Source organism: Streptomyces shenzhenensis (assembly GCF_003688995.1).
Taxonomy (GTDB): Bacteria; Actinomycetota; Actinomycetes; order Streptomycetales; family Streptomycetaceae; genus Streptomyces; species Streptomyces shenzhenensis_A.
Map to the genome: position 1 here is coordinate 147,019 of NZ_PENI01000006.1, position 24,748 is coordinate 171,766.

Consider the following 24,748-nt stretch of genomic DNA (forward strand, 5'->3'; position numbering starts at 1 on the left):
TGTGGACAACCCCACGGTTGTGGACAACGCACCCCCGCGGCCCGCTGAGAGACTCGTCACACCGCGAAGCCCCCGACGGGGCACGACAGAAGCCCCCGGCAGGGCACGACAGGAGACGCATCGGCATATGACAAAGGGCCCATCGTGATCACGATGGGCCCTTCGCCGCTGTGCGCGAGGGGGGAGTTGAACCCCCACGCCCTTGCGGGCACTGGAACCTGAATCCAGCGCGTCTGCCTATTCCGCCACCCGCGCATTGGGTGTGTCTTCCGGCTGGTCCCCTCGGGGCCCGGCGCCTTCCGACATGCAGAAGATTAGCACGCCGGACAGGGGCGGTTCACATCGCTTGTTCCCGCCCTCCCATGGCCCGACCCGCGTATCGAGGTGCTTCTTGAGGTGCGCCGGTTCGCGTATCAACCTCGTACCGGTCCAGGCCATCTCCCCAGGAGGTGGGCCGGGTCCACAGCCGGGTGCGGGACACTTGTCTTCGCCCGCCTCTACGATCCTTGACAGAAGGAGTTCGAAGGGCGGCCGCTCAGGGAACCGGCTCATTGCCGGGGGCGTGGATACGATCAGTAAGCAGTACCAGGCAGAGCAGTGCGCGCAAGCAGTACGGCAGGGCAGTACGGCAACGAAGGAGGAGGTGCCCCATGGGAGTCCTGAAGAAGTTCGAGCAGCGTCTCGAAGGTCTGGTCAACGGCACCTTCGCCAAGGTGTTCAAGTCCGAGGTCCAGCCCGTGGAGATCGCCGGAGCGCTCCAGCGGGAGTGCGACAACAACGCCACCATCTGGAACCGCGACCGGACCGTCGTCCCCAACGACTTCATCGTGGAGCTGAGCGCCCCGGACTACGAGCGCCTCAGCCCCTACTCGGGCCAGCTCGGGGACGAGCTGGCCGGCATGGTGCGCGACTACGCCAAGCAGCAGCGTTACACGTTCATGGGACCGATCAAGGTCAACCTGGAGAAGGCGGACGACCTGGACACCGGTCTGTACCGGGTCCGCAGCCGTACGCTCGCCTCCTCCAGCAGCCAGCAGGCCGCCGCGCCCGCCGCCCCGCCCGGGCGGCCCGGCCCCGGCTCCGCCCCCGGCGGCTACGGGTACCCGCAGTCCGCCCCGCCCGCCGGCGCGCCCCCCATGCCGCCCGCGCCGCCGCCCGGCGCCAGGCCCGGCGGCTACGGCTACCCCCAGCCCGCCGCCCAGCGGCCTTCGGCCGCGCCGGCGAGCGGCGGACGCACCCGCTACTGGATCGAGATCAACGGCACCCGCCATCAGATCTCCCGCCCGACGCTGGTGCTGGGCCGCAGCACCGAAGCCGACGTGCGGATCGACGACCCCGGCGTCTCCCGCCGGCACTGTGAGATCCGGACCGGAACGCCCTCGACGATCCAGGATCTCGGCTCCACCAACGGCATCGTGGTGGACGGGCAGCACACCACCCGCGCTACGCTCCGCGACGGCTCGCGGATCGTCGTGGGCAGCACCACCATCATTTACCGGCAAGCCGAAGGGTGAAGCGGGGGCAATGTCAGAGCTGACCCTCACGGTCATGCGGCTGGGTTTCCTGGCCGTACTGTGGCTGTTCGTGATCGTGGCCGTGCAGGTCATCCGCAGCGACCTGTTCGGTACGCGCGTCACCCAGCGTGGATCGCGTAGGGACGCCGGGCGCCCGCAGCAGACCGCCCGGCAGCAGGCCGCGCCCCCGCAGCAGCGCGGCCAGCAGAGCGGCGGCCGACAGCGTCGCAACGCCCCGACCAAGCTGGTCGTGACCGAGGGCACGCTGACCGGGACCACCGTCGCGCTGCAGGGCCAGACGATCACCCTGGGCCGCGCGCACGACTCCACGATCGTGCTGGACGACGACTACGCCTCCAGCCGCCATGCCAGGATCTACCCCGACCGCGACGGCCAGTGGATCGTCGAGGATCTCGGATCCACCAATGGCACCTACCTGGACCGGTCCCGGCTGACGACCCCCACACCGATCCCGCTGGGCGGGCCGATCCGCATCGGCAAGACCGTCATCGAGCTGCGGAAGTAGTGCTACATCATGAGTGAGCGCGAGCGGAGCGAGCACGTAACGGCGGACCGCAGGGCGGTCCGCGGCGCGCTCCCGACCGGAGGGTGGGCAGTGTGGCTCGACACGACCGGCTGTACCCGGAGCAGCCGACGGGCGAGGTGCGCATGAGTCTGTCACTGCGCTTCGCCGCCGGATCGCACAAAGGCATGATCCGGGAGGGCAACGAGGACTCCGGTTACGCCGGTCCCCGGCTGCTCGCCATCGCCGACGGCATGGGCGGCCAGGCGGCCGGCGAAGTCGCCTCCTCCGAGGTGATCTCCACGCTGGTCACGCTCGACGACGACGTGCCCGGCTCCGACATCCTCACCTCCCTCGGCGTCGCCGTGCAGCGCGCCAACGACCAGCTCCGCGCCCTGGTCGAGGAGGACCCGCAGCTGGAGGGCATGGGCACGACGCTCACCGCCCTGCTGTGGACCGGCCAGCGCCTCGGCCTCGTGCACGTCGGCGACTCCCGCGCCTATCTGCTGCGCGACGGCGTCCTCACCCAGATCACACAGGACCACACCTGGGTGCAGCGGCTCGTCGACGAGGGCCGGATCACCGAGGAGGAGGCGACCACCCACCCGCAGCGCTCGCTGCTCATGCGGGCGCTCGGCAGCGGCGACCACGTCGAACCCGACCTGTCCATCCGCGAGGTCCGGGCCGGCGACCGCTATCTGATCTGCTCCGACGGCCTGTCCGGCGTCGTCTCCCACCAGACGATGGAGGAGACCCTCGCCAGCTACCAGGGCCCGCAGGAGACCGTGCAGGAGCTGATCCAGCTCGCGCTGCGCGGCGGCGGCCCCGACAACATCACCGTCATCGTCGCCGACGTCCTCGACCTGGACACCGGCGACACCCTGGCCGGCCGGCTGTCCGACACCCCCGTGGTGGTCGGCGCGGTCGCCGAGAACCAGCACCACCTGCACGACAACGGCATCATGCAGACCCCGGCCGGCCGCGCCTCGCACCTCGGCCGCCAGGTGCCAGGACAGGGCGGCGGCGAGTTCGGCCCGCCCGGCAGCGGCGACACCACCGGCTACATCCCGGCCGACGGCTTCGGCGACTACGGCGACGACGACTTCATCAAGCCGCGCAAGGGCCGCAGATGGCTCAAGCGCTCCCTGTACGGCGGTCTCGCCCTGGCCGTCATCGGCGGCGGCCTGTACGGCGGTTACCGCTGGACGCAGACCCAGTACTACGTCGGCGTCAAGGGCGAGCACGTCGCGCTGTACCAGGGCATCAGCCAGGACCTGGCCTGGGTGTCGCTGTCCAAGGTGGAGCAGGACCACCCCGAGATCGAACTCAAGTACCTGCCGCCCTACCAGCAGAAGCAGGTCAAGGCCACGATCGCCGAAGGCGGCCTGAAGGACGCCCAGTCGAAGGTCCAGGAGCTGGCCGTGCAGGCCTCCGCCTGCGAGAAGGAGGCGCAGCGGCAGGCCGCCGACAGCGCGGCCGACGCCCAGACGGGCCAGGGCGAGGCCGGGGGCACCACGGGAACCACCCCCGCCTCCCTCACGTCCAAGGCCTCGCAGACACCCGACCCGTCGGCTTCCCCGGGGGCGTCGGAGTCTCCCCCGAAGTCCCCGTCCACGACCCCGTCCGCGACCCCCAGCCCCGGCCCCACCCTCTCGGAGGATGAGCAGAAGGTCGTCTCGCTGTGCGGTAAGCAGTAGGCAAGCCGTGAGAGGCCCCGTCACACGATGAGCAGTACTTCCAACACGTCGACGCACCACACGTCCACGATCGGCTCCATCGGCGCGCCGAGCCGCCGCAACACCGAGCTCGCGCTGCTGGTGTTCGCCGTCGCCATCCCGGTGTTCGCCTACGCCAACGTGGGCCTGGCCATCAACGACCAGGTGCCGCCGGGCCTGCTCAGTTACGGCTGCGGGCTCGGCCTGCTCGCGGGCGTCGGCCACCTGGCGGTGCGGAAGTTCGCCCCGTACGCCGACCCGCTGCTGCTGCCCCTGGCCACGCTCCTCAACGGCCTCGGGCTCGTCGCCATCTGGCGGCTCGACCAGTCGAAGCTGCTCCAGTCGCTGCCCAACTACGTGACGGCCGCGCCGCGCCAGCTGCTGTACACCGCGATGGGCATCGGCCTGTTCATCGTCGTGCTGATCTTCCTCAAGGACCACCGCGTCCTGCAGCGCTACACGTATATCTCCATGTTCTGCGCGCTGATCCTGCTCCTGCTGCCGCTGGTGCCCGGACTCGGGGCCAACATCTACGGCGCCAAGATCTGGATCAGGGTGCCCGGCCTCGGCTCCCTCCAGCCGGGTGAGTTCGCGAAGATCATCCTCGCAGTCTTCTTCGCCGGCTATCTGATGGTGAAGCGTGACGCCCTGGCCCTCGCCAGCCGGCGCTTCATGGGGCTGTACCTGCCGCGCGGCCGCGACCTCGGACCCATCCTGGTCGTCTGGGGGATCTCCATCCTCATCCTGGTCTTCGAGACCGACCTCGGCACCTCGCTGCTGTTCTTCGGAATGTTCGTCATCATGCTGTACGTCGCCACCGAGCGGACCAGCTGGATCGTCTTCGGTCTGCTGATGTCCGCGGCCGGCGCCGTCGGCGTGGCGAGCTTCGAACCGCACGTCCAGCAGCGTGTCCAGGCCTGGCTCGACCCGATGCGGGAGTACACGCTCAGCCAGCAGGGCGTGTTCGGCCACTCCGAGCAGTCGATGCAGGCGCTGTGGGCCTTCGGTTCCGGCGGCACCCTCGGCAGCGGCCTCGGCCAGGGCCACTCGGAGCTCATCCGGTTCGCCGCCAACTCCGACTTCATCCTCGCCACCTTCGGCGAGGAGCTGGGCCTGGCCGGCATCATGGCGATCCTGCTGCTCTACGGGCTGATCGTGGAGCGCGGTGTGCGCACCGCCCTCGCCGCCCGCGACCCGTTCGGCAAGCTGCTCGCCGTCGGCCTGTCCGGCGCCTTCGCCCTCCAGGTCTTCGTCGTCGCGGGCGGCGTCATGGGCCTGATCCCGCTGACCGGTATGACGATGCCGTTCCTGGCGTACGGCGGCTCCTCCGTCATCGCCAACTGGGCCCTCATCGGCATCCTGATCCGCATCAGCGACACCGCGCGCCGCCCGGCCCCGTCCCCCGCGAGCAACCCCGACGCCGAGATGACCCAGGTGGTCCGCCCGTGAACAAGCCCCTGCGCCGGATCGCGATCTTCTGCGGCCTGCTGGTCCTCACGCTGCTCATCCGGGACAACTGGCTCCAGTACGTCCAGGCCGACACCCTCAAGGACGACCCGAAGAACCGCCGCGTCACCATCGCCCGCTACTCCACCCCGCGCGGCGACATCATCGTCGACGGCAATCCCATCACCGGGTCCACCGAGACCAGCACGAGCGGCCTGAACGACCTGAAGTACAAGCGCACCTACAAGGACGGCCCGATGTGGTCGCCGGTCACCGGGTACGCCTCCCAGGCCTTCGGCGCCAACCAGCTGGAGTCCATCGAGGACGGCATCCTCACCGGCAACGACGACCGGCTCTTCTTCCGCAACACCCTCGACATGATCACGGGGAAGCCGAAGCAGGGCGGCAACGTCGTCACCACGCTCAGCGGGGCCGCGCAGAAGGCCGCCTACAGCGGGCTCAAGTCCCAGGGCGGCAAGGGCGCGGTGGTCGCCCTGGAGCCGACCACCGGCAAGATCCTGGCGCTGGCGTCCTACCCGTCGTACGACCCCTCGTCGTTCGCCGGGAACTCCACGAGCACCGACTCCGAGGCGTGGAAGAAGCTGCAGAAGAAGTACAACCCCGCCGACCCGATGCTGAACCGGGCGCTGCGCGAGACCTACCCGCCGGGCTCCACCTTCAAGGTGGTCACCGCGGCGGCGGCGCTGGAGAACGGGCTGTACACCTCGGCCGAAGACAAGACCAGGTCGCCCCTGCCGTGGACGATGCCCGGCACCACCCAGCAGCTGAAGAACGAGGGCAACCTCCCCTGCAAGGACGCCACCATGCGCGAGGCGCTGCGGGTGTCCTGCAACACCGTCTTCGGCAAGATCGGCGCCGATCTCGGCAACGACAAGATGCTGGCGGAGGCGAAGAAGTTCGGCTTCGACGCCGAGCAGTTCACTCCGGTCCGCTCCAGCGCCTCCGTGTTCTCCGAGAACATGGACCAGTCGCAGACCGCGCTGTCCTCGATCGGCCAGTTCAACACGGCGGCCACCCCGCTCCAGATGGCCATGGTCGCCTCGGCGGTCGCCAACGACGGCAAGCTGATGAAGCCGTACATGGTCGACAAGCTCCAGTCCTCGAACCTGGACACCATCGCGCAGACCGACCCGGAGCAGCTGAGCCAGCCGCTGTCCTCCGACAACGCGCAGATCCTGCAGTCGATGATGGAGACGGTCGTCAAGGACGGCACCGGCCAGAACGCGCAGATCGGCGGCGGGGTCACCGTGGGCGGCAAGACCGGTACCGCCCAGCACGGTGTGGCGAACAGCAAGAACCCCTATGCCTGGTTCATCTCGTATGCCAAGCTCAGCGACGGCAGCTCGCCGGTCGCGGTCGCCGTGGTCATCGAGGACGAGAACGCCAATCGCGACGACATCTCCGGCGGCGGCCTCGCGGCGCCGATCGCGAAGAGCGTGATGGAGGCGGTCATCAACGCCAAGCAGTGACTCCGCTCACGTCCCCTTCACATCGGTGCACGTTGCGATACCGGTCCTGTATCGGGTCACGGGCTTGGCCAGGTCACACCATGCGAGCCGGGTACGGTAGGCCCGGACGGCAGCCTCCGGCCGCACATACCGTGCCGGCCGGGACCGACGGAGAGGGCTGGTAGGTAGCTATGGAAGAGCCGCGTCGCCTCGGCGGCCGGTACGAGCTGGGCCAGGTGCTCGGCCGTGGTGGCATGGCGGAGGTCTACCTCGCCCATGACACCCGCCTCGGCCGCACCGTAGCAGTGAAGACGCTGCGCGCGGACCTCGCGCGCGATCCGTCCTTCCAGGCCCGGTTCCGCCGGGAGGCCCAGTCGGCCGCCTCGCTCAACCATCCCGCGATCGTCGCGGTCTACGACACGGGCGAGGACTACATCGACGGGGTCTCGATCCCGTACATCGTCATGGAGTACGTCGACGGTTCCACGCTCCGTGAGCTGCTGCACAGCGGTCGCAAGCTGCTGCCGGAGCGGACGCTGGAGATGACCATCGGCATCCTCCAGGCACTCGAGTACTCGCACCGGGCCGGCATCGTCCACCGCGACATCAAGCCGGCCAACGTGATGCTGACCCGCAACGGTCAGGTCAAGGTCATGGACTTCGGCATCGCCCGTGCGATGGGCGACTCCGGTATGACGATGACACAGACCGCGGCGGTCATCGGCACCGCGCAGTACCTCTCGCCCGAGCAGGCCAAGGGCGAGCAGGTGGACGCCCGGTCCGACCTGTACTCGACGGGCTGTCTGCTGTACGAACTGCTGACGGTACGGCCGCCCTTCGTCGGGGACTCCCCGGTGGCCGTGGCCTACCAGCACGTCCGGGAGGAACCGCAGGCGCCGAGCGTCTTCGACCCCGAGATCACGCCCGAGATGGACGCGATCGTGCTGAAGGCGCTGGTCAAGGACCCGAACTACCGCTATCAGTCCGCGGACGAGATGCGCGCCGACATCGAGGCCTGCCTCGACGGCCAGCCCGTCGGGGCGACGGCGGCGATGGGTGTGGCCGGCTACGGCGGCTACCCGGACGACCAGCCGACGACGGCGCTGCGCGCGGACGCCCCGGCGGGCGCCACGACGATGCTGCCGCCGATGAACCCGGACGACGGCGGCTACGGCTACGACGAGCGTCCCGACCGGCGCCGCCAGCAGCAGAAGAAGAACAACACCTCGACCATCCTGCTCGTGGTCGCGGGCGTCCTGGTCCTGATCGGCGCGATCCTGATCGGGAAATGGGCGGTCAGCGGGAGCAACACGGGCGACGGCAAGGTGACCGCGCCGAACTTCGTCGGACAGACCCAGCAGACCGCGGAGAAGATGGCGGAGAACGTCGGTCTGACGGTGACCACGTCGAAGAAGGAATGCGAGAACCAGCCCAAGGGCAAGATCTGCTCCCAGGATCCGGAGCCCGATACGCGCGTCGACAAGGGCACCTCGGTCAGCCTGGTCGTCTCCACGGGCGCCCCGAAGGTCGCGGTGCCCGATGTGCAGGGTCTGACCTTCGACAAGGCGGAGGCCCAGCTCACGGCCAAGGGCTTCGAGGTCGACAAGAAGACCAAGGAGTCCGACCAGACTCCGGACGTCGTCATCGGCCAGGATCCCGCGGGCGACACCGAGCTGGAGAAGGGCTCGACGATCACCCTGACCGTTGCCAAGGCGCCGGAGAAGTCGACGGTCCCGGACGTCATCGGCAGGACCTGCGACGAGGCCAAGGCCCAGATGACGGGCAGCAACCTGGTCGGCAACTGCGTGGAGACGCCCACGACGGACGCCTCCCAGGACGGCAAGGTCATCTCGACCAACCCGCAGGCCGGCCAGCAGATGGACAAGAACTCGCAGGTGACGATCACCGTCGGCAAACTGCAGCAGCAGAAGACGACGGTCCCGGACGTCCGCGGGCGGACCGTGGCCGAGGCCCGGCAGTTGCTGAACGCCTCCGGGTTCACCAACATCCAGTTCACGGGCGGCAGCGACCAGAGCGACAACGCGAGGGTCGTCGCACAGAGCCCGGCCCAGAACGATCAGGTCGACGACCCGGCCGGCACGCAGATCACGCTGACCACCCTGGGCGGGGGCGGCAACAACGGCGGCGGCAACAACGGCGGCGGTGGCGGATTCTTCGGCGGTGACAACGGCTGATCCGCCCGGGCCGCACGGCGCAGGCACAAGAGACAGGGCCCCTGCCGGGATCTTCCCGGCAGGGGCCCTGTCGGGTCCGGCTCGGCCTCAGCGGAGTTCCTTCGGTGGGGTCCGCTCGCTGTCGACCTTGTCCACGCGGACCAGTTCGCCCCAGACCACATAGCGGTAGCGGCTCGTGTAGACCGGGGTGCAGGTCGTCAGCGTGATGTAGTGGCCCGGCTTCTTCCTGCCGGATTCCTTGGGGAGCTGGTCGAGGACCTCGACGTTGTACTTCGAGGTCTCCGGGAGGACGGCGTAGGCCTTGTAGACGTACCACTTGTCCTTCGTCTCGAAGACGATCGGGTCGCCCTGCTTGACCTTGTGGATGTTGTGGAACTTGGCACCGTGGCCGTCGCGGTGGGCGGCGAGGCTGAAGTTGCCCTCCTTGCCCGACGTGGGGAGCGTGGCCTTGACGGGATCGGTGTAGTAACCGGCCACACCGTCGTTCAGGACCGCCTCCGAGGTGCCCTTCTCGACCAGCACCTCGCCGTTCCCCATCGCGGGCACATGCAGGAAGCCGATGCCTTCCCTGGTGTCCAGCGCGCCGGGCCCGGTGTCCTGGGCCCAGTTGTCACGGACCTTGTCGGACTGCTCGTGGGCCGCCCGGTCGGCGACGACGTTCGTCCACCACAGCGAGTAGACGACGAACAGGCCGAGCACCAGGCCCGCCGTGATGAGGAGTTCACCGAGGACGCTGATCGCGGTGGCGAACGGGCTCGACCTCTGATGCTCCGGCGCCGGGCTGGGCACGGACGTCTGCTCTTCGATGTCGTCTGCGGTCGCTGACACAGTTCATCTGTCCTTACTGGACGAGTGCATCCGGCTTGCCCTTGCTGCGCTGCCGTTCCTCGACCATTTTGCCCCAGACGATCAAGCGATACTTGCTGGTGAACTCCGGTGTACAGGTGGTCAGCGTGATGTAGCGGCCCGGCGCGGTGAAACCCGCGTCCTTCGGGACGGCGTCCAGCACGCTCGTGTTCGACGGTGGTGTCACCGGCAGCATCGATGCCACCTTGTACACGAAGTACTCCTCCTGGGTCTCGACCACGACCGCGTCGCCGGACTTGAGCTTGTTGATGTACCTGAATGGCTCCCCGTGCGTGTTGCGGTGGCCGGCCAGTCCGAAGTTGCCCGATTTGTCGGACGGCATCGCGGTCTTCAACGGCTCCTCGGCGTAGTGCCCGATCATGCCCTTGTCGAGGACCTTCTTGTTGCTGATGCCCTCGGCGATCGGCACGACCACGTCCAGCTTGGGGATGTGCAGCAGGGCGAAGCCCTGGCCCGGCTCGAACTGGCCCGGGGCACGCTTGCCCTTCGCCCAGTCCTGTTGCAGGTCGCTGGCCTCCTTGCCGGCCTGCGCATGCGCCCGGACGTTCGTCCACCACAGCTGGTAGGTGACGAACAGCAGCATCAGCACGCCGGTGGTGATGAACACCTCACCTATCGCCCGGCTCGCGACGACGGCCGGGCCGGGCCTGCGCAGCCGCGCCTGCCGCCGGGCCTCGACCCGGGACAGCGGCGCACCGGACGCACTCTCGTCGACCGTCGGCTCACTCGCCCTGCCGCCGCCACCGCCATGACGCCCGCCACGCCGCCTGGCGGCCTTTCTGCGGGCCGCACGGCCGCCCGGGGCGGGTCCGGTGACGGACGAGGCGGAAGAGGCGTGAGAGGCCGATCCAGCGGCGGTCGTGGATCCGTCGGCGGCCGGCGGCGGATCCGGGATCCGCAGGGCGACCGTCTCCTCGTCGATGGGAGGCAGGTACCGCGTCTCGGACGCCCCCTGATCGTGCCGGTCCCCGAGCGCACCGGCAGCCCCGTACGGCTGATCCTCGTACGAGGCACCGCTCTCGCGCTCCGGGCGCAGCGCGGTCACGCCGTGGCCCTGCCCACCACCGGGGCGAGCCCCGTCGACCTCGCCACCGCACCCTGGTCCCCGCACTCCACCAGCCAGTTGGCCAGCATCCGGTGGCCGTGCTCGGTCAGCACCGACTCGGGGTGGAACTGCACGCCCTCGACGGGAAGTTCCCGGTGGCGCAGGCCCATGATGATGCCGTCGTGCGTGCGGGCCGTGACCTCCAGCTCCGGCGGGACGGTGGCCGGCTCGGCGGCCAGCGAGTGGTAGCGGGTCGCCGTGAAGGGCGAGGGCAGCCCGGCGAAGACGCCCTTGCCCTCGTGCTCGACCGGCGAGGTCTTGCCGTGCAGCAGCTCAGGGGCCCGGTCCACGACGCCGCCGTACGCCACCTGCATCGACTGCATGCCGAGGCAGACGCCGAAGACCGGGACGCCGGTGGCGGCGCAGTGGCGCACCATCTCGACGCAGACCCCGGCCTGTTCGGGGGTGCCGGGGCCCGGTGACAGCAGCACGCCGTCGAAACCGTCCTGGGCATGAGCCGTCGACACCTCGTCGTTGCGCAGCACCTCGCACTCGGCGCCCAGCTGGTACAGGTACTGGACGAGGTTGAAGACAAAGCTGTCGTAGTTGTCGACGACGAGAATCCGCGCACTCACTGGTTGTCCACCGTCACATCGTTGAAGGGCAGCAGCGGTTCGGCCCACGGAAAGACGTACTGGAACAGGACGTAGACCAGGGCCAGGACCAGCACGAGTGCGATCAGCGCCCTCACCCACGCGTTGCCCGGCAGATGCCGCCAGATCCAGCCGTACATGCCGTTCCTTCCGTAGCGCCACGGCACCTGACTCACGCCGTACGGCACCAGACTAACGGCGCAGTGCCTCCGGTTTGCCTGCCTCCACAGGCTCGGTGGAATCAAGGTGCGCCCAGACGATCAGCCGATGGCTGTGCCCCCATTCCGGTTCGCACGTGGTCAGCGTCAGATAGCGACCCGGACGGGTGTACCCGGACATACGTGGCACAGGGTCGATCACCTCAACGTCCGTCGGAACGGTTCTGTAGGGCCCTTTGTCGATCCGATAGGTGAACCAGGTGGTCCCGTCCGTCAGCACCACCGCGTCACCCGGTCGCAGTTCGGGGAAGTCCTTGAACGGATCGCCGTAGGTGCGCCGATGGCCCGCGACCGAGAAGTTGCCCCGCCCGCCCAGCTGGGCGGTGCGCGCGTAGTGGCCGAGCCCCTTCTTGAGGACGTCCGTGCCGGTGCCCTCCAGCACCGGCTTGTTCCACGTGAAACCGAACCGCGGGATGTACATGATCGCGAAGGCCTTGCCGGAGCGGTACGGCGCGGGCGCGGCGGGGCCGGCGGCGGCTCCGGGGCCGGCCGGCTCGTGCACGCCGCCCTGCGACCACTGCTGCTGGAGCCGGTCGATCTGGTCGCTCATGAGGCCGTCGGCCTTCACCCCGGTCCAGAACAGCACATAGGCGACGAAGAGCACGATCAGGGCGCCGACGGTGATGCACAGCTCACTGACGGTCCTCACGATCGCGCGCACCGGCAGCTCCTGTACGGGCGCCCACAGGTATCAGTCGACGGGTTTCGCGTAGTGCAGGTCCACTGTGCCCGAGTAACCCGGAAGAGTCACCGCGCCGTCGTCGGTGACTTTCCAGCCGAGTCCGTAGACGTTCACGTACACCATGTAGTTCTGGATGGCCGGCGAGTCCGCGAGCGCCTTCTGGAGCTTCTTCGGGTCGCCGACCGCGGTGATCGTGTACGGCGGCGAGTAGACGCGGCCCTGGAGGATCAGCGTGTTGCCCACGCAGCGCACGGCGCTGGTGGAGATCAGCCGCTGGTCCATGACCTTGATGCCCTCGGCCCCGCCCTGCCACAGGGCGTTCACCACGGCCTGGAGGTCCTGCTGGTGGATGACCAGATAGTCGGGCTGCGGCTCGGGATAGCCGGGAAGCTTGGCGGTGGCGTTGGGCGGGGCGTCGTTGAGCGTCACCGTGACCGCCTTGCCGGTGAGCTTCTCGGTGCCCGTGCTCTTCTCAAGGCCGGACAGCTTCCCGTCCCGTGCCGTACTGCTGCCGTCGCGCTGGGCCAGCGCCTCGATCTCGTCGCGCACGCCCGCGTTGGTCTCGTCCAGCTCCTTGTTCTTGCGGCTGCGCTCCTGGATGAGGTCCGACAGCCGCAGCAAGGAGGCGTCCGTACGGATGTCGGTGCCCTTGGCCGTGTTGAAGCTGGTGAAGAAGATGAGCCCGGCGAGCGCGAAGACGCCCACCGTCAGGATCCGCACCGGCCGGAAGCGCGGCGTGCGGAGTTGCGGGGACCCCGTTGATCCCGTACCGGGGGAGTCGGCAGAATTGCTCAACGTACCCTTATCTCCTTCGGCGCCGCGGAAGCACTACGCTAACGGACGCCCGGGGGAGCGCTCAGTGTCCCCTTGTACGCTGCCCGGAGCCCGATCCAGATACCTGCGCGGCCACGCAGCGCATCGACAGGAGAGACCCTCGTGCCGAAGTCACGTATCCGCAAGAAGGCCGACTACACGCCGCCGCCGGCGAAGCAGGCGACCGCCATCAAGCTGAACAGCCGCGGGTGGGTCGCCCCCGTGATGCTGGCCATGTTCCTGATCGGTCTGGCCTGGATCGTCGTCTTCTACGTGACCGACGGCTCACTGCCCGTCGACTCACTGGACAACTGGAACATCGTGGTCGGTTTCGGCTTCATCGCGGCCGGGTTCGGCGTCTCCACCCAGTGGAAGTAACCGCCGCTCTCCGGTGAACACAGCTCTGCCCAGGGCTATCCGCTGAGTTATCCACAGGCCTGGGGTCGTTTCCACATCCCCCTGGGGAAAAGACGACGATCTGTGGATAACTCATCGAGTGTTGACGCCGGTGTGACTGACCTACCGGTCACCGCAAGTCTGTTCGCCCCCTGTCCGACCTGGGAAAACACACCTGGGTGACAGGGGGCACAGCTGTTCCCCCACGCTGTGCACAAGATCCGGCACACGCTGTGGACAACGGTTTGGTATCGGCTGGGCGGAGGGGTCCAGGTCAGCTCGGCCGGGACGTTCCGATCACGCCAGCTGAGTCGTTCTGATCACGGTCATGGCCACGACCACCACCAGCACCAGGGCGCAGGTGCCGTACTGGATCAGCGCCCGGTTCTTCCGGGGGGCGTGCACCATGGCGTAACCGGTGACGACGCCGGCCACCAGGCCGCCGATGTGTGCCTGCCAGGCGATGTTGAAGCCCGGGTTGAAGGTGATGATCAGGTTGATCACCAGCAGGGCGAGGACCGGGCGCATGTCGTAGTTGAGCCGGCGCAGCAGGACGGCCGTGGCGCCGAACAGTCCGAAGATCGCTCCGGAGGCGCCCAGCGAGGGCTGGTTGGGCGCGGCGAGGAGATAGCTGAGCGCGCTGCCGGCCAGCCCGGAGACGAAGTAGAGCGCCAGATAGCGGGCCCGGCCGAGGGCCGCCTCCAGCGGACCGCCGATCCACCACAGGCTGAGCATGTTGAACAGGATGTGGATGAAGCTGCCGTGCAGGAACATCGCGGTCAGCAGGCGGTAGTACTGGCCCTCCGCGACGCCCTCGATCGGGCCGAGAAGGTGGTAGGAGGCCTGGCCGACCAGCTCGAACTGGTTGGTGAACCGCTCGCCGACGGCCTGCTGGACCAGGAAGAAGGCCAGGTTGAGACCGATCAGGACCTTGGTGACCAGCCGGGGATCGGCCGTCATGGTGCCGCCCGCGAGGGTACGGGGCTGGGCGGCGGCCGGGGAGTGTCCGGTGCCGGAGCCGCCCCGGACGCAGTCGGGGCACTGGAAGCCCACAGACGCACTGACCATGCACTCCGGGCAGATCGGGCGCTCACAGCGGGTGCAGCGGATGCCGGTCTCACGTTCCGGGTGCCGGTAGCACACGGGCAGGCTCTGGGCGTCCTGCGCGCGGCCTGTGGCCTGGTCCATGGGGTCCCCTCGATCGGTCCTGGGCAATACACCGCCCCGCTCATCCTTACGGACGAGCGGGGCGTTTGGTTCCCTGCGGGGGAACCGGAGCGCTGCCGGGAAGCGGGGCGGCTCAGCCCTCGCGCTTCTCGATGACGACCGACTCGAGGACGACGTCGTTGACCGGCCGGTCGTTCGGCCGGCTGGTCGGGACACCGGCGATGGCGTCCACGACCTTCTGGCTGGCCGGGTCGGTGACCTCGCCGAAGATGGTGTGCTTGCGGTTCAGCCAGGTGGTCGGGCCGACCGTGATGAAGAACTGCGAGCCGTTGGTGTTCGGACCGGCGTTGGCCATGGCGAGCAGGTACGGCTTGTTGAAGGACAGGTCCGGGTGGAACTCGTCCTCGAACTCGTATCCGGGGCCGCCGATGCCGGTGCCCAGCGGGTCCCCGCCCTGGATCATGAAGCCGCTGATGATCCGGTGGAAGATCGTTCCGTCATAGAGCCTGTCCTGGCTCGTCGCGCCGGTCTCCGGGTGCTTCCACGCCCGCTCGCCCTGTGCGAGTTCGACGAAGTTCTTGACCGTCTTCGGCGTGTGGTTCGGAAACAGCCGGACCTCGATGTCGCCGTGGTTGGTCTTCAGGGTGGCGTAAAGCTGCTCGGCCACGATCTGCCTTCCGTTGTCTGCGTGTGACTCCTCCGATCCTCGCACGGCACGGCCCCTGCGTCGCCCGACGCTCATGGACGCGCCTGCATCTGCACGAATCGCTCGCGAAAAACCTTCCGGTCCCCTCGGGTCCTCTCGGGCCGGAAGCGCAGGGCGGCGATCCGTGGCATTGTCGACGACAAGCTCCCGTTGACCAGAATTCGTGATTCGCCCGTTCTTGCTCTTGATCGGGTGGATCGGCACCCGTATGCGCGTCCCGCATGCCCCGCGGCGCGCGGGCAGGCATGATCGTGAAAAGGGTGGAAAGTCGAAATACCGTACGCCACCGAGGAGGAGGATCCCGTGACCCGCATCGACAGCGTGCGCGCCGCGACCGGCTCGGCGAAAGACAGCGTGCTGCACGCCGCGGAAGTGGTGGCGCCCTACGCCGACACGGCCAAGGAGCGTGCCGCGTACTACGCGCAGGAGGCACGCGTACGGCTCGCGCCCGTGATGTCGCAGGCAGCCGAACAGGCCCGCGTCCACTACGACGCCCGGCTTGCTCCGCGTCTGGAACAGGCGCGCTCCCACGTGCCACCGAAGATGGACCAGGCGGCGCACGACGCGGCCGTCCGTACCCGTAGGGCGGCCCGGCAGGCCGCCGAGTACTCGCGGCCGAGGATCGAGCAGGCCGTCGCCGCGGCGGGACCGGTCCGCGACGAGGCCGCCGCCCGCAGTGCCGCCGCGCTGGCCGCGCTGCGCGGCCAGGTCTCACCCAAGGAGATCCAGAAGCTGGTCCGCAAGCATGAGCGGCGGGCGAAGGCCGGCCGTGTGGCGAAGGTGGTGGCTCTGGTCGGCGTGCTGGCCGGTGGCGCCTTCGCCGCCTGGAAGTGGTGGGACAAGCAGGCCAACCCCGACTGGCTGGTCGAGCCGCCCGCCGCGACCGATGCCCCCGAGTCGAACCGGCTGAGTTCGGTGGACGGCAGCCCCGACGCCTCGGTCCTCGACCCCGAGGTCCAGGCCAAGGAGGCCGAGGACCGGTTCACCAGGGACGACGACGAGGGCTGACGTCCGGCATCCGTGGGGCGGGAGACATCCGGGTCTTCCGCCCCACGCCCGCGTTTCACGTGAAACATCTGCATGGGGCGGTCAGGACGGGGGCGGGTCAGGCCCGTCGGCGGCTGTCCTCCAGATAGTGCAGAACGGCGGCCACCCGCCGGTCGACCCGGTCGGTGGGGGCGAGGTCGAGCTTCGCGAAGATGCTGCGGATGTGCTTGTGGACCGCGCCCTCGGTGACGACGAGCCGCTCGGCGATGGCCCCGTTGCCCAGCCCCTCGGCCATCAGCGCCAGCACCTCGTGCTCACGGGGACTGAGCCGCTCCAGCCGGGTGTCCTGCCGGGAGCGGGTGAAGAGCTGGGCGACCACCTCGGGGTCGATGGCGGTGCCGCCGTCGGCCACTCGGCCGAGCGCGGCCAGGAACTCCTCGACCCGTCCCACCCGCTCCTTCAGGAGATAGCCGAGGCCGCCCACCCCGCCGGTGAGCAGTTCGGTGGCGAAGGACTGCTCGACGTAGGCGGACAGCACGAGGACGGCCAGGTCGGGCCGTCTGCGGCGGGCCTCGACGGCCGCGCGGATGCCCTCGTCGGTGTGCGTGGGCGGCATCCGTACGTCGAGGATGGCCACGTCGGGCTTGTGCTGGTCGATGGCGTCCAGGACGCCGTCGGGGGTACCCGTGGTGGCCACCACGTCGAGGGACTCCGCGCGCAGCAGCAGGGCTAGGCCCTCGCGCAGCAACGGGTCATCCTCGGCTATCACGATCCGCATGTCACGATCCGCCTGTCACGATCCACAGGTCACTGTCAGGCCGGCCCGGCCAACGGCTCACTGTCCACGGCTGAAGGTGGTCAGGATCCGGCGGGCAGGTCCACTTCGAGGACGGTGGGTCCGCCCGGCGGGCTGGCCACGGTGAGCGTACCGTCGTGCGCGGCGACGCGGCGCCGGATGCCGGTGAGTCCGGAGCCCTCGTCCTCGTCCGCGCCGCCCCGGCCGTCGTCCTCGATCCGCAGGAACAGCCGTCCGCCCCGGGCGCGTACCGTCACGGCCGCCGACGCGGCTCCGCTGTGCTTGGCGATATTGGTCAGTGCCTCGGCCACGACGAAGTAGGCGGTGGCCTCCACGGACGCGGCGCAGCGCTGTGGCGCCTCGACGTCGGTGCGGCACGGCACGGCGCAGTTCGCGGCGAGGCCGGACAGGGCGCCGGCGAGCCCCCGGTCGGCGAGCACCGGCGGCAGGATGCTCCGGGAGACGGTGCGCAGCTCCGCCAGCGCCTGCTCGGCGGCGGACTGCGCGCGTTCCAGGAGTTCCTCGGCGCCGGACGGGTCCCGGGCGACCATGCGGCGGGCGGCCCCGAGCAGCACGGTCACGGTGACGATCCGGTTCTGGGTGCCGTCGTGCAACGAACGCTCGATGCGGCGCAGTTCGGTGGCGTGGGCGTCGAGCGCGGCGGCGCGGGTCGCGGTCAGCTCGGCGACGCGCAGGGAGAGGTCGGTGTCCGGGCCGACGGCGAGCAGGCTCCGGCCGGGCCGGGCCTGCAGCCCGGCCATGCCGGGTGTCAGGCCCAGGATGACGGCGGCCCAGGCCACGCCGAGGAGGGACACGGAGGCTGCCGCCGTCCAGGAGTGCGCGACCCCGAACCCCAGGGACGTACTCGTCGCGTCGCTCGGGAGGAGCCGCCACCACAGCGGGAAGGTCACGTCCCGCACGGCGGAGATGGGCAGCAGGAGCCCGGCCAGGCCCAGCAGCAGACCGAGGGTGCCGTGCCGGGCGAGCCAGCGCAGCTCGCGGCGCGTGGTGGGGTCGGAGAGCGCGGCGCGCAGCCCGGCCGGGGGCGGGTCGGGGGCCACGACCTCAGGTCCCCAGCGGCCCAGCCGCTCGCGTTCCCGGCGGGCCAGGCGGTGCAGCGCGCGCAGTGCGCCGATGGCGAGGAGCAGTCCCACGCCGATCGGCACGGTGACCGCGCTGAGCACGAGCCACAGCAGCACACCCAGCGCGAGCACCGCCGTGCCGAGGCCCCCGACGAGCTGTTCGAGCGCGACGAACGCGGCCAGGGCGGTCCGTACGGCGATGTCTTTGGGCCCGGTCCCGGTGGTGTTCCCGGGGACCGTGTCGCCGCCCGCCGCGGCGTCCGGTGTGGTGGTGCTGTCTGTTCTCATCCCTGCCTCCCCGCTCGCCGCCGACCCTACGACGGCGACGGGACGGACGGCGGGTCCGCGGGCGGAAAGTACAGCCTGCTGTACCTCCGACCGGGCGGCTCACGGGATCGGCCCGGAGGGGCTCCGCTCCGTAGCGTCCTGGAGTGACGGAAGCCGACGAGCGAGTCCCCCCCGGAGGAGCCCAGAATGCCGGACAACGACCCCTATCGCCTCACCCGAGGCCCCGCCCATGAGGGCGGCCCGCGGCCCGAGTCGCCCCGGGTCGGCCGCGCCCTGCTGTGGCTGCTCCTGGTGCTGAGCGCCACCGCCAACACGGTGACCTCACTGGCCGGTGCCGCCACCGCCGTGAGCCTGGCCTGCGGCCTGGTCACCGCGGCCTGCGTGACCGGCCTCGTCATGCTGCGGCTGCGGGGCCGGCGATGACCACCACCACCGATCCGGCCGCCCGCGCCGCGCTGGGCACCCCCGCCATCGCACTGGAGCAGGTGACCAAGACGTACGACGGTGGCGTCCGCGCCCTCGACAACGTCTCGCTCACCGTCGGCCACGGCACCTTCCTCGCCGTGATGGGGCCGTCCGGCTCCGGCAAGAGCACCCTGATGCACTGTGCCGCCGGGCTGGACACCCCGACCACGGGCAGCGTCCGCATCGACGGCCGTGAGATTGCCGGGCTGAACGAGACCCGCCGCACCGAACTGCGCCGGGAACGCGTCGGCTTCGTCTTCCAGGCCTACAACCTGATCCCCTCGCTGAGCGTCGAGGACAACATCACGCTGCCGCTGCGGCTGGCCGGCCGGCGCCCCGACCGGGACTGGCTGCGGATCCTGGTGGAGCGGGTCGGGCTGGCCGACCGGCTCGGCCACCGCCCGGCCGAGCTGTCCGGCGGCCAGCAGCAGCGGGCCGCCGTGGTGCGGGCGCTCGCGGCCCGGCCCGCCGTCGTCTTCGCCGACGAGCCGACCGGCGCACTGGACCTGCGCAGCGCCCACCAGGTGCTGGACCTGCTGCGCGACCTGGTCGACGAGCTGGGCCAGACCGTCGTGATGGTCACCCACGACCCGGCCGCCGCGGCCCGCGCCCACCGGGCGCTGGTGATGGCCGACGGCAGCGTCGTCGACTCCCTGGACGCCCCCACCGCACCCGAACTGGCCGACCGCCTCGTCACGTTGGGAGAGCGCTAGCCATGCTGCACCTCGCTGTCCGTATGGCCGCCCATCGCATCGCCGCCCTGCTGGCCGTGGCGTGCGCCGTGCTGGGCGGCGGGGCACTGGTCACCGCCACGGGTGTGCTGGCCGAGACCGGTCTGCGCTCGCATCTGTCCCCGGGCCGGCTCGCCGGCGCGGACCTGGTGGTCGGCGCCGACCAGGAGTTCCACCCGCCGGGGGACCTGCCGGTCGCCCTGCCCGAGCGGGCCAGGATCCCGGCTGAGCTGGTGGACCGGCTCGCCGGGCTGCCGGGGGTCACCAAGGCGGTCGGGGACGTCGGTTTCCCCGTCTCGCTCGTCGACGCCCACGGCAGGGTCGTACCGGCCGCGGACCCCGGACCCGCCGGACACGGCTGGTCCTCGACCCGGCTGCTCGCGCATGCGCGGGTCGAGGGCCGGGCACCGACCGGCTCCGCCGAGGCCGCCGTCTCCGCCGAACTGGCCGCCGCGGCCGGGGTCGGCGTCGGTGACCGGGTGCGGATCCTCGCGGGCGACCGGCTCGCCACCGCCTACCGCGTCTCGGCGGTGGTGACCGCGCCGGGCGCCGGGGTGTATGTCGCCGACGCCACGGCCACAGCCCTGTCGGGCCGTACGGGGAGCGTGGACCTGGTCGGGCTGACCACCGAACCGGACGCGCGCGACCGGGTCGCCGACGCGGTGCGCGAGCAGGTCGCGGACAGCGGGCTGAAGGTCCGTACCGGAGCGGACGTGGGCGTGGCCGTGTCGCCGGGCGCGGACGCCTCGCGCTCGCTGCTGATCCTGCTCGCCGGCTCGCTCTCCGGGATCGTGCTGCTGGTCACCGGGTTCGTCACGGCGGGCGCGCTGGGTGTGTGCATCGCCGGGCAGCGCCGTGACCTGGCGCTGATGCGGGCGGTGGGGGCCACCCCGAAGCAGATCCGCCGGCTGGCCGGCGCCCAGTCGACGGTGGTCGCGGCCGCGGCCCTGGTGCCCGGAGTGGGCCTCGGCCACCTGCTGGCCGGGCAGTTCCGGCAGCTGCTGGCGGACCGTGGCGTGCTGTCCCCGGACCTCCCGCTCAGCGTCAGTCCGTTGCCCGCTCTCGCCGCGGTGCTGCTGATGCTCGCGGTGGTCCAGCTCTCCGCCCGGACCGCGGCCTGGCGGACCTCGCGGATGGCGGCCACGGAGGCGGTCGCCGAGTCGCGCAGCGAGCCGCGCCGCCCCTCGCGGGCGCGGACCCGCGCCGGTCTGCTGCTGATCGCCGCCGCGTGCGTGCTGTCGGTGGGGCCGCTGCTGTCGCGGACCGTGCTCGGAGCCACCACCACCTCCCTCGCCGGCATCATCTCGGCGATCGGCCTGGCGCTGGCCGGGCCGGCCCTGGTCGCCCGTGCCGGATCGGCGGCGGTGCGGCGGCTGCGGCCCGATACCGCCGCGCCGACCTGGCTGGCGCTGGCCAACATCCGCGCCTACGCCCTGCGGATCGCCGGCGTGGTCAGCCCGCTCGCCATGGCGGTCGTGTTCGTGCTGACCTACACCCTGACGCAGACCACCGTGCTCGCCGCCACCGACGCCGACACCCGCGCCGGGACCCTCGGCCAGTACCGGCTGAGCGTGCCGGGCCAGGGCACCGTGGCGGACGGGACGCTCGACGCCGTACGAGGGCTGCCGGGCGTGCGGGCGGCGGCACCGCTCGGCACGACCACGGTGGTGTGGCAGTACGAGGAGTTCGGCGAGCCGGCGGCCGAAGCCGCCTCGGCGCTGGTGCTGGCCCCGGACGCGGCCGGCGTGCTGGACCTGGACGTGACCGAGGGCGATCTGTCCGCGCTCACCGGCCGTACCGTCGCCGTCAGCTCCGACGCGGCCCGCTTCCGCGGCGTAGCGCGGGGCGACCGGGTGCGGCTGGTTCTCGGCGACGGCACACCGGTCGACGCCCGGGTGGCCGCCGTGTACGAGCGCGGGCTCGGCTTCGGCTCGGTGGTCCTCTCCCGTGATCTGGCCGCCGGGCACACCACGACGGGGCCGCAGCAGAGCATCCTGGTCCGTACGGACGGCTCGGCGGCGGCCGATCGCACGCTCGCGGCGTTCACCGCGTCCCGGCCCGGTCTCGTCCTCGGCGGGTCCGGCTCGGCGGACGGCGGCGACGACGCCCCGCCGGAGGTGTGGATCAACCTGGCGACCATCGTGGTCCTGCTCGGCTATCTGCTGCTCAGCATCGCCAACAAGCTCGTCGCCGCCACCGCCCAGCGGCGCACCGAGATCGCCGCGCTGCGCCTGGTCGGTACGACGCCCCGGCAGATCCGGTCGATGATGCGCCGCGAGGCCGCGGTGATCGCCGCGGCGGCGCTCGCCTCCGGTGTGCTGCTGTCCGCCCTTCCGCTCGCCCTGCTGGGCCAGGGCTTCCTCGGCCGTCCCTGGCCGGCGGGTCCGCTGTGGCTGCTGCCCGCCGCCGCGATCACGGTCGTGGTGACGGCCTTCGCCACGGTGGAACTCCCCACCCGGCGCACCCTGCGCCACGCGCCCGCCGAGACGCTCCGCGCCGCCTGACGGACGGCGGGCGGAGGCGGGAACGGCGAGGCGGACGGGGAGAACGGGAGGGGACCGCTCAGGTACGTCGTCCGGTGCCGAGGTGCGGGCCCGCACCGTCCTCCCGGCCCGCCTCGCCCGCCCCGTCCGCCTCGCCGACGGGGACCGCCTCACCGCCCGCCTCACCGTCCTCGGACGGCGGGGCGGGGCTGCTGGTGGCCGAGGGCAGTTCCTCCGGGAGGTCGACCGACTGCTCCACCGTCGTCCCCGGATCACCCGCCGGGCCGCCCGTGGTGCCGGGACGGACCGCCACCAGGATCAGGGCGGTCACCGCGACCGCGCCGAGCACCCGGCCCAGGCGGCGGGCCTTGGCCCGTCCGTCCAGTTCCTGCCAGGCCGGGCCGGTGCGCGGCTCCTCCCGCTGCCAGAGTTCACCGACCGCCGGCCCCGGTGCCCGTGCCGGTGCTCGTGCCGGTGTCTGCGGGGTCATCCGTTCCCTGGCGGACGGCTCCCTGGGGGCGCCCGAGACATGGATCGCGCCCTCGCTGTCCCGGAGGAACTTCTCCCACACGTCGTCCGGAACGGACGGCGGGCCGGCGGGATCCTCGGACGCTCCGTCGCCGCCCTGCTGCTCACTGGTCACGTATCGGCTCCGATGTGCGGGGACCTCTCCAACGCCGCCGATGCGCGGCAGCGGTTAGCATACTTGCATGAGAGCGCAAGTAGCGTCGTGGGACGAGGAACGGGCCGAGCGGTCGGTGTCCGTTCTCAAAGCGGTCGCCGACCCGTCGCGCTACCGGCTGCTGTGGGCGCTGAGCGAGCGGGAACTGCCGGTCAGCCGGCTCGCCGAGCTGATCGGGGCCCATGTCGCGGCCACCTCCCAGCACCTGGCGAAGCTGCGCGCGCTGGGCCTGGTGCTCTCCCGGCGCGAGGGCACCCGCATCTACTACCGGGCCGCGGGGCCACGGGTGCGGGCGCTCCTGGAGAGCGCGGTCCTGGCCGCCGACGAGGCCGCCCTGGCGGACACCGCCGCGTCCCCGGAGCCCGTCCGCCGACCGGAGCCCGCCCTCCAGGAAGCCCGCACCCCGGCCCGCACCCCGCGCCCCGCCCCAGGACACTGACCCGAGGTCCCGGCGCCCCGACGTCCCGGCGCCCCGACGTCCCGGCGTCCCGGCGTCCCGGCGTCCCGGCGCCCGCCGCGGCGCAGCACCGTCTCCGCGAGGCCCGACAGACCGTCCGCACTCGCGGGCTGCAACGGGGTGTTGACCGGGGTGCGCTTCTCCGGTCGGACCGGCTGGTGCCGGCCGGGGACACCCGGCCCGGATCGCCGTCCGCGACCGCGCCCGGCGCAAGGGGCCGCGCCCCGGGACCCCCCGTGGACGTCAGCTCGTACGCAGGAGGCAGTGCGGGCGGGGAGGGGCTGCCGCTCGGCGCCCGCCGCGTCCGGCCGGCGGCCACGTCACCGGTAGCGCAGCAGCAGCATGGCGGCGTCGTCCTGGAGGGGGCCGCAGACATGCTGCAGCAGGTCCTGGCGCAGGGTCTCCAGAGCGGCCTCCGCATCCCGCTCCTTGAGCAGGTGGGCACGGTCCGGCAGCGGATAGAAGCGCCCGTCGGCGTCCCGCGCCTCGGTCACCCCGTCCGTGTACAGCAGCAGTTGGTCCCCCACGAGGAAGTCGGCCTGGAAGGGCTCCGGCGGCTCCGTTCCGTGCGCGCCCAGCCCCAGCGGCAGCGCGTACGCCGGCGGCTCGGGAAGGTCCACCGTGCCCTCGGCGCGGATCAGCATGGGAGCGGGGTGCCCGAAGTTGAGGAACGTGACCCGCTCGTCGCTCACCTCGGCCAGGATCGCGGTGACGAACTTCTCACCGTCCAACTGCCGGTCGACGGCCCGCTCCAGCCGCCGCCCCACCTGCACCAGGTCCGCCTCGTCGGGCGCGGCCTCACGGAACGCGCCGAGGACCACGGCCGCGGTCTCCACCGCCTCAAGTCCCTTGCCCTGCACGTCCCCCACGATCACCCGCACCCCGCCGGGGAAGGCGACCACCTCGTACAGATCGCCCCCGATCCGGGCCTCGGCGACCGCGGACATGTAGGAGACCGCCACCCGCAGATCCCCGGCCAGCCGCGGCACCGGCTTGAGCAGCACCCGCTGGGCCGCCTCCGCGATCGACCGGAAGCTGTCCAGCTCCGCCTCCCGCCGCTGCCGCATCGACACGGCGACCAGCCCGGCCACCGTGACCCCGATGACGGAGGCGATGGCCATATAGCCGCGCCGGGCGTCGACCAGGTCGTTGCACCAGCCCAGCCCGGCGGAGAGGAGCAGGGCTATCACGCCGATGCAGGCGGTGCGCCGCCAGCCGCCCACGAGCGGCGCGAACGCGGGCCCGACCGAGATCAGCGGCAGAAAACCCAGTGACGGACTGGTGACGAGATCGGCGACGGCGACCGCGGCCATCGTCACGAACGGCAGCATGGCGAGCACCGTCGGACGGCGGCGCCGCGCAGTCTCG

Annotated in this window: 24 protein-coding genes and 1 tRNA gene; 12 read left to right on the forward strand and 13 right to left on the reverse strand. The window is 71.0% G+C overall.

Features of this window, described 5'->3' with window-relative positions; all coding sequences use genetic code 11:
* Positions 1-171: 171 nt before the first annotated feature.
* A tRNA-Leu gene (locus tag CTZ28_RS12335) sits at positions 172-255 on the reverse strand.
* Between the two features lie 395 nt (positions 256-650).
* On the opposite strand from CTZ28_RS12335, the gene CTZ28_RS12340 reads away from it, so the two are divergent.
* The 6 genes from CTZ28_RS12340 to pknB all read left to right on the forward strand — a co-directional run bounded on the left by CTZ28_RS12340 (position 651) and on the right by pknB (position 8,862).
* On the forward strand, positions 651-1,514 hold the full coding sequence (locus tag CTZ28_RS12340; protein ID WP_121889382.1) for an FhaA domain-containing protein: 864 nt from the start codon (positions 651-653) through the stop codon (positions 1,512-1,514).
* A 10-nt stretch (positions 1,515-1,524) separates the two neighbouring features.
* Complete coding sequence (locus CTZ28_RS12345; RefSeq protein WP_121889383.1) at positions 1,525-2,040, forward strand: FHA domain-containing protein FhaB/FipA; 516 nt, start codon at positions 1,525-1,527, stop codon at positions 2,038-2,040.
* A 143-nt stretch (positions 2,041-2,183) separates the two neighbouring features.
* The gene (locus CTZ28_RS12350; RefSeq protein ID WP_183154379.1) at positions 2,184-3,734 is read left to right on the forward strand and encodes a Stp1/IreP family PP2C-type Ser/Thr phosphatase; all 1,551 of its coding nucleotides are present in this window, start codon (positions 2,184-2,186) and stop codon (positions 3,732-3,734) included.
* Between the two features lie 27 nt (positions 3,735-3,761).
* Positions 3,762-5,201 (forward strand): FtsW/RodA/SpoVE family cell cycle protein, encoded by a 1,440-nt coding sequence (locus tag CTZ28_RS12355; RefSeq protein ID WP_121889384.1) that lies wholly within the window; start codon positions 3,762-3,764, stop codon positions 5,199-5,201.
* Positions 5,198-6,688 carry a peptidoglycan D,D-transpeptidase FtsI family protein gene (locus CTZ28_RS12360; RefSeq protein ID WP_121889385.1) on the forward strand — a complete coding sequence of 497 codons (1,491 nt, stop codon included), beginning with the start codon at positions 5,198-5,200 and terminating at the stop codon, positions 6,686-6,688. Before CTZ28_RS12355 ends, CTZ28_RS12360 begins: the two co-directional genes overlap by 4 nt.
* A gap of 170 nt (positions 6,689-6,858) precedes the next feature.
* Positions 6,859-8,862 (forward strand): Stk1 family PASTA domain-containing Ser/Thr kinase, encoded by a 2,004-nt coding sequence (pknB, locus tag CTZ28_RS12365; protein WP_121889386.1) that lies wholly within the window; start codon positions 6,859-6,861, stop codon positions 8,860-8,862.
* An 87-nt stretch (positions 8,863-8,949) separates the two neighbouring features.
* Here the strand turns inward: pknB and CTZ28_RS12370 are convergent, their stop codons facing one another.
* The 6 genes from CTZ28_RS12370 to CTZ28_RS12395 are packed head-to-tail and all read right to left on the reverse strand — an operon-like array spanning position 8,950 to position 13,122.
* Positions 8,950-9,690, reverse strand: coding sequence for a class E sortase (locus CTZ28_RS12370; RefSeq protein WP_121889387.1), 741 nt, complete (start codon positions 9,688-9,690; stop codon positions 8,950-8,952).
* A gap of 13 nt (positions 9,691-9,703) precedes the next feature.
* Complete coding sequence (locus CTZ28_RS12375; protein WP_121889388.1) at positions 9,704-10,774, reverse strand: class E sortase; 1,071 nt, start codon at positions 10,772-10,774, stop codon at positions 9,704-9,706.
* Positions 10,771-11,409 carry an aminodeoxychorismate/anthranilate synthase component II gene (locus CTZ28_RS12380; protein ID WP_121889389.1) on the reverse strand — a complete coding sequence of 213 codons (639 nt, stop codon included), beginning with the start codon at positions 11,407-11,409 and terminating at the stop codon, positions 10,771-10,773. The genes CTZ28_RS12375 and CTZ28_RS12380 overlap by 4 nt, the downstream gene beginning before the upstream one ends.
* On the reverse strand, positions 11,406-11,603 hold the full coding sequence (locus CTZ28_RS12385) for a hypothetical protein (protein WP_183154384.1): 198 nt from the start codon (positions 11,601-11,603) through the stop codon (positions 11,406-11,408). Before CTZ28_RS12385 ends, CTZ28_RS12380 begins: the two co-directional genes overlap by 4 nt.
* Positions 11,604-11,619: 16 nt before the next feature.
* Entirely contained in the window at positions 11,620-12,306 is a 687-nt protein-coding gene (locus tag CTZ28_RS12390; RefSeq protein WP_121889391.1) for a class E sortase, read from the reverse strand.
* Between the two features lie 30 nt (positions 12,307-12,336).
* The gene (locus tag CTZ28_RS12395; RefSeq protein ID WP_121889392.1) at positions 12,337-13,122 is read right to left on the reverse strand and encodes a DUF881 domain-containing protein; all 786 of its coding nucleotides are present in this window, start codon (positions 13,120-13,122) and stop codon (positions 12,337-12,339) included.
* Between the two features lie 141 nt (positions 13,123-13,263).
* Here CTZ28_RS12395 and crgA point away from each other — a divergent pair, with 141 nt between their 5' ends.
* Complete coding sequence (crgA, locus tag CTZ28_RS12400; RefSeq protein WP_121889393.1) at positions 13,264-13,518, forward strand: cell division protein CrgA; 255 nt, start codon at positions 13,264-13,266, stop codon at positions 13,516-13,518.
* 315 nt (positions 13,519-13,833) lie between these two features.
* Here crgA and CTZ28_RS12405 read toward each other — a convergent pair whose 3' ends face one another.
* Positions 13,834-14,724, reverse strand: a complete 891-nt coding sequence (locus tag CTZ28_RS12405) for a rhomboid family intramembrane serine protease (RefSeq protein ID WP_121889394.1) — start codon at positions 14,722-14,724, stop codon at positions 13,834-13,836.
* Positions 14,725-14,836: 112 nt separating this feature from the next.
* Positions 14,837-15,370 (reverse strand): peptidylprolyl isomerase, encoded by a 534-nt coding sequence (locus tag CTZ28_RS12410; protein WP_121889395.1) that lies wholly within the window; start codon positions 15,368-15,370, stop codon positions 14,837-14,839.
* A 342-nt stretch (positions 15,371-15,712) separates the two neighbouring features.
* Between CTZ28_RS12410 and CTZ28_RS12415 the strand changes: the two genes are divergently transcribed.
* Positions 15,713-16,417 carry a DUF5324 family protein gene (locus tag CTZ28_RS12415; RefSeq protein WP_121889396.1) on the forward strand — a complete coding sequence of 235 codons (705 nt, stop codon included), beginning with the start codon at positions 15,713-15,715 and terminating at the stop codon, positions 16,415-16,417.
* Between the two features lie 97 nt (positions 16,418-16,514).
* Here CTZ28_RS12415 and CTZ28_RS12420 read toward each other — a convergent pair whose 3' ends face one another.
* Together CTZ28_RS12420 and CTZ28_RS12425 are read right to left on the reverse strand one after the other, a co-directional pair.
* Positions 16,515-17,174, reverse strand: coding sequence for a response regulator transcription factor (locus CTZ28_RS12420; protein ID WP_121889397.1), 660 nt, complete (start codon positions 17,172-17,174; stop codon positions 16,515-16,517).
* A gap of 80 nt (positions 17,175-17,254) precedes the next feature.
* Positions 17,255-18,562 (reverse strand): sensor histidine kinase, encoded by a 1,308-nt coding sequence (locus CTZ28_RS12425; protein ID WP_121889398.1) that lies wholly within the window; start codon positions 18,560-18,562, stop codon positions 17,255-17,257.
* Positions 18,563-18,748: 186 nt separating this feature from the next.
* Here CTZ28_RS12425 and CTZ28_RS12430 point away from each other — a divergent pair, with 186 nt between their 5' ends.
* The 3 genes from CTZ28_RS12430 to CTZ28_RS12440 are packed head-to-tail and all read left to right on the forward strand — an operon-like array spanning position 18,749 to position 22,262.
* Positions 18,749-18,985, forward strand: a complete 237-nt coding sequence (locus tag CTZ28_RS12430) for a hypothetical protein (RefSeq protein ID WP_121889399.1) — start codon at positions 18,749-18,751, stop codon at positions 18,983-18,985.
* On the forward strand, positions 18,982-19,740 hold the full coding sequence (locus tag CTZ28_RS12435; RefSeq protein WP_121889400.1) for an ABC transporter ATP-binding protein: 759 nt from the start codon (positions 18,982-18,984) through the stop codon (positions 19,738-19,740). Before CTZ28_RS12430 ends, CTZ28_RS12435 begins: the two co-directional genes overlap by 4 nt.
* Before the next feature lie 2 nt (positions 19,741-19,742).
* Positions 19,743-22,262, forward strand: a complete 2,520-nt coding sequence (locus CTZ28_RS12440) for an FtsX-like permease family protein (protein ID WP_121889401.1) — start codon at positions 19,743-19,745, stop codon at positions 22,260-22,262.
* Positions 22,263-22,320: 58 nt separating this feature from the next.
* Here CTZ28_RS12440 and CTZ28_RS12445 read toward each other — a convergent pair whose 3' ends face one another.
* A complete protein-coding gene (locus tag CTZ28_RS12445) occupies positions 22,321-22,884 on the reverse strand; it encodes a hypothetical protein (RefSeq protein WP_183154364.1) in 564 nt (187 codons plus the stop codon).
* 67 nt (positions 22,885-22,951) lie between these two features.
* On the opposite strand from CTZ28_RS12445, the gene CTZ28_RS12450 reads away from it, so the two are divergent.
* Positions 22,952-23,362 (forward strand): ArsR/SmtB family transcription factor, encoded by a 411-nt coding sequence (locus CTZ28_RS12450; RefSeq protein ID WP_121889402.1) that lies wholly within the window; start codon positions 22,952-22,954, stop codon positions 23,360-23,362.
* 338 nt (positions 23,363-23,700) lie between these two features.
* Here the strand turns inward: CTZ28_RS12450 and CTZ28_RS12455 are convergent, their stop codons facing one another.
* Positions 23,701-24,711, reverse strand: coding sequence for a PP2C family protein-serine/threonine phosphatase (locus CTZ28_RS12455; RefSeq protein ID WP_121889592.1), 1,011 nt, complete (start codon positions 24,709-24,711; stop codon positions 23,701-23,703).
* Between the last annotated feature and the right edge of the window lie 37 nt (positions 24,712-24,748).

Bases quoted from the DNA above. Each gene is read 5' to 3' on its own strand.
- CTZ28_RS12340 (WP_121889382.1), top strand. From the start codon at position 651: ATGGGAGTCCTGAAGAAGTTCGAGCAGCGTCTCGAAGGTCTGGTCAAC.
- CTZ28_RS12345 (WP_121889383.1), top strand. From the start codon at position 1,525: ATGTCAGAGCTGACCCTCACGGTCATGCGGCTGGGTTTCCTGGCCGTA.
- CTZ28_RS12350 (WP_183154379.1), top strand. From the start codon at position 2,184: ATGAGTCTGTCACTGCGCTTCGCCGCCGGATCGCACAAAGGCATGATC.
- CTZ28_RS12355 (WP_121889384.1), top strand. From the start codon at position 3,762: ATGAGCAGTACTTCCAACACGTCGACGCACCACACGTCCACGATCGGC.
- pknB (WP_121889386.1), top strand. From the start codon at position 6,859: ATGGAAGAGCCGCGTCGCCTCGGCGGCCGGTACGAGCTGGGCCAGGTG.
- CTZ28_RS12405 (WP_121889394.1), bottom strand. From the start codon at position 14,724: ATGGACCAGGCCACAGGCCGCGCGCAGGACGCCCAGAGCCTGCCCGTG.
- CTZ28_RS12420 (WP_121889397.1), bottom strand. From the start codon at position 17,174: ATGCGGATCGTGATAGCCGAGGATGACCCGTTGCTGCGCGAGGGCCTA.
- CTZ28_RS12425 (WP_121889398.1), bottom strand. From the start codon at position 18,562: ATGAGAACAGACAGCACCACCACACCGGACGCCGCGGCGGGCGGCGAC.
- CTZ28_RS12430 (WP_121889399.1), top strand. From the start codon at position 18,749: ATGCCGGACAACGACCCCTATCGCCTCACCCGAGGCCCCGCCCATGAG.
- CTZ28_RS12435 (WP_121889400.1), top strand. From the start codon at position 18,982: ATGACCACCACCACCGATCCGGCCGCCCGCGCCGCGCTGGGCACCCCC.
- CTZ28_RS12440 (WP_121889401.1), top strand. From the start codon at position 19,743: ATGCTGCACCTCGCTGTCCGTATGGCCGCCCATCGCATCGCCGCCCTG.
- CTZ28_RS12450 (WP_121889402.1), top strand. From the start codon at position 22,952: ATGAGAGCGCAAGTAGCGTCGTGGGACGAGGAACGGGCCGAGCGGTCG.
- CTZ28_RS12455 (WP_121889592.1), bottom strand. From the start codon at position 24,711: ATGCTGCCGTTCGTGACGATGGCCGCGGTCGCCGTCGCCGATCTCGTC.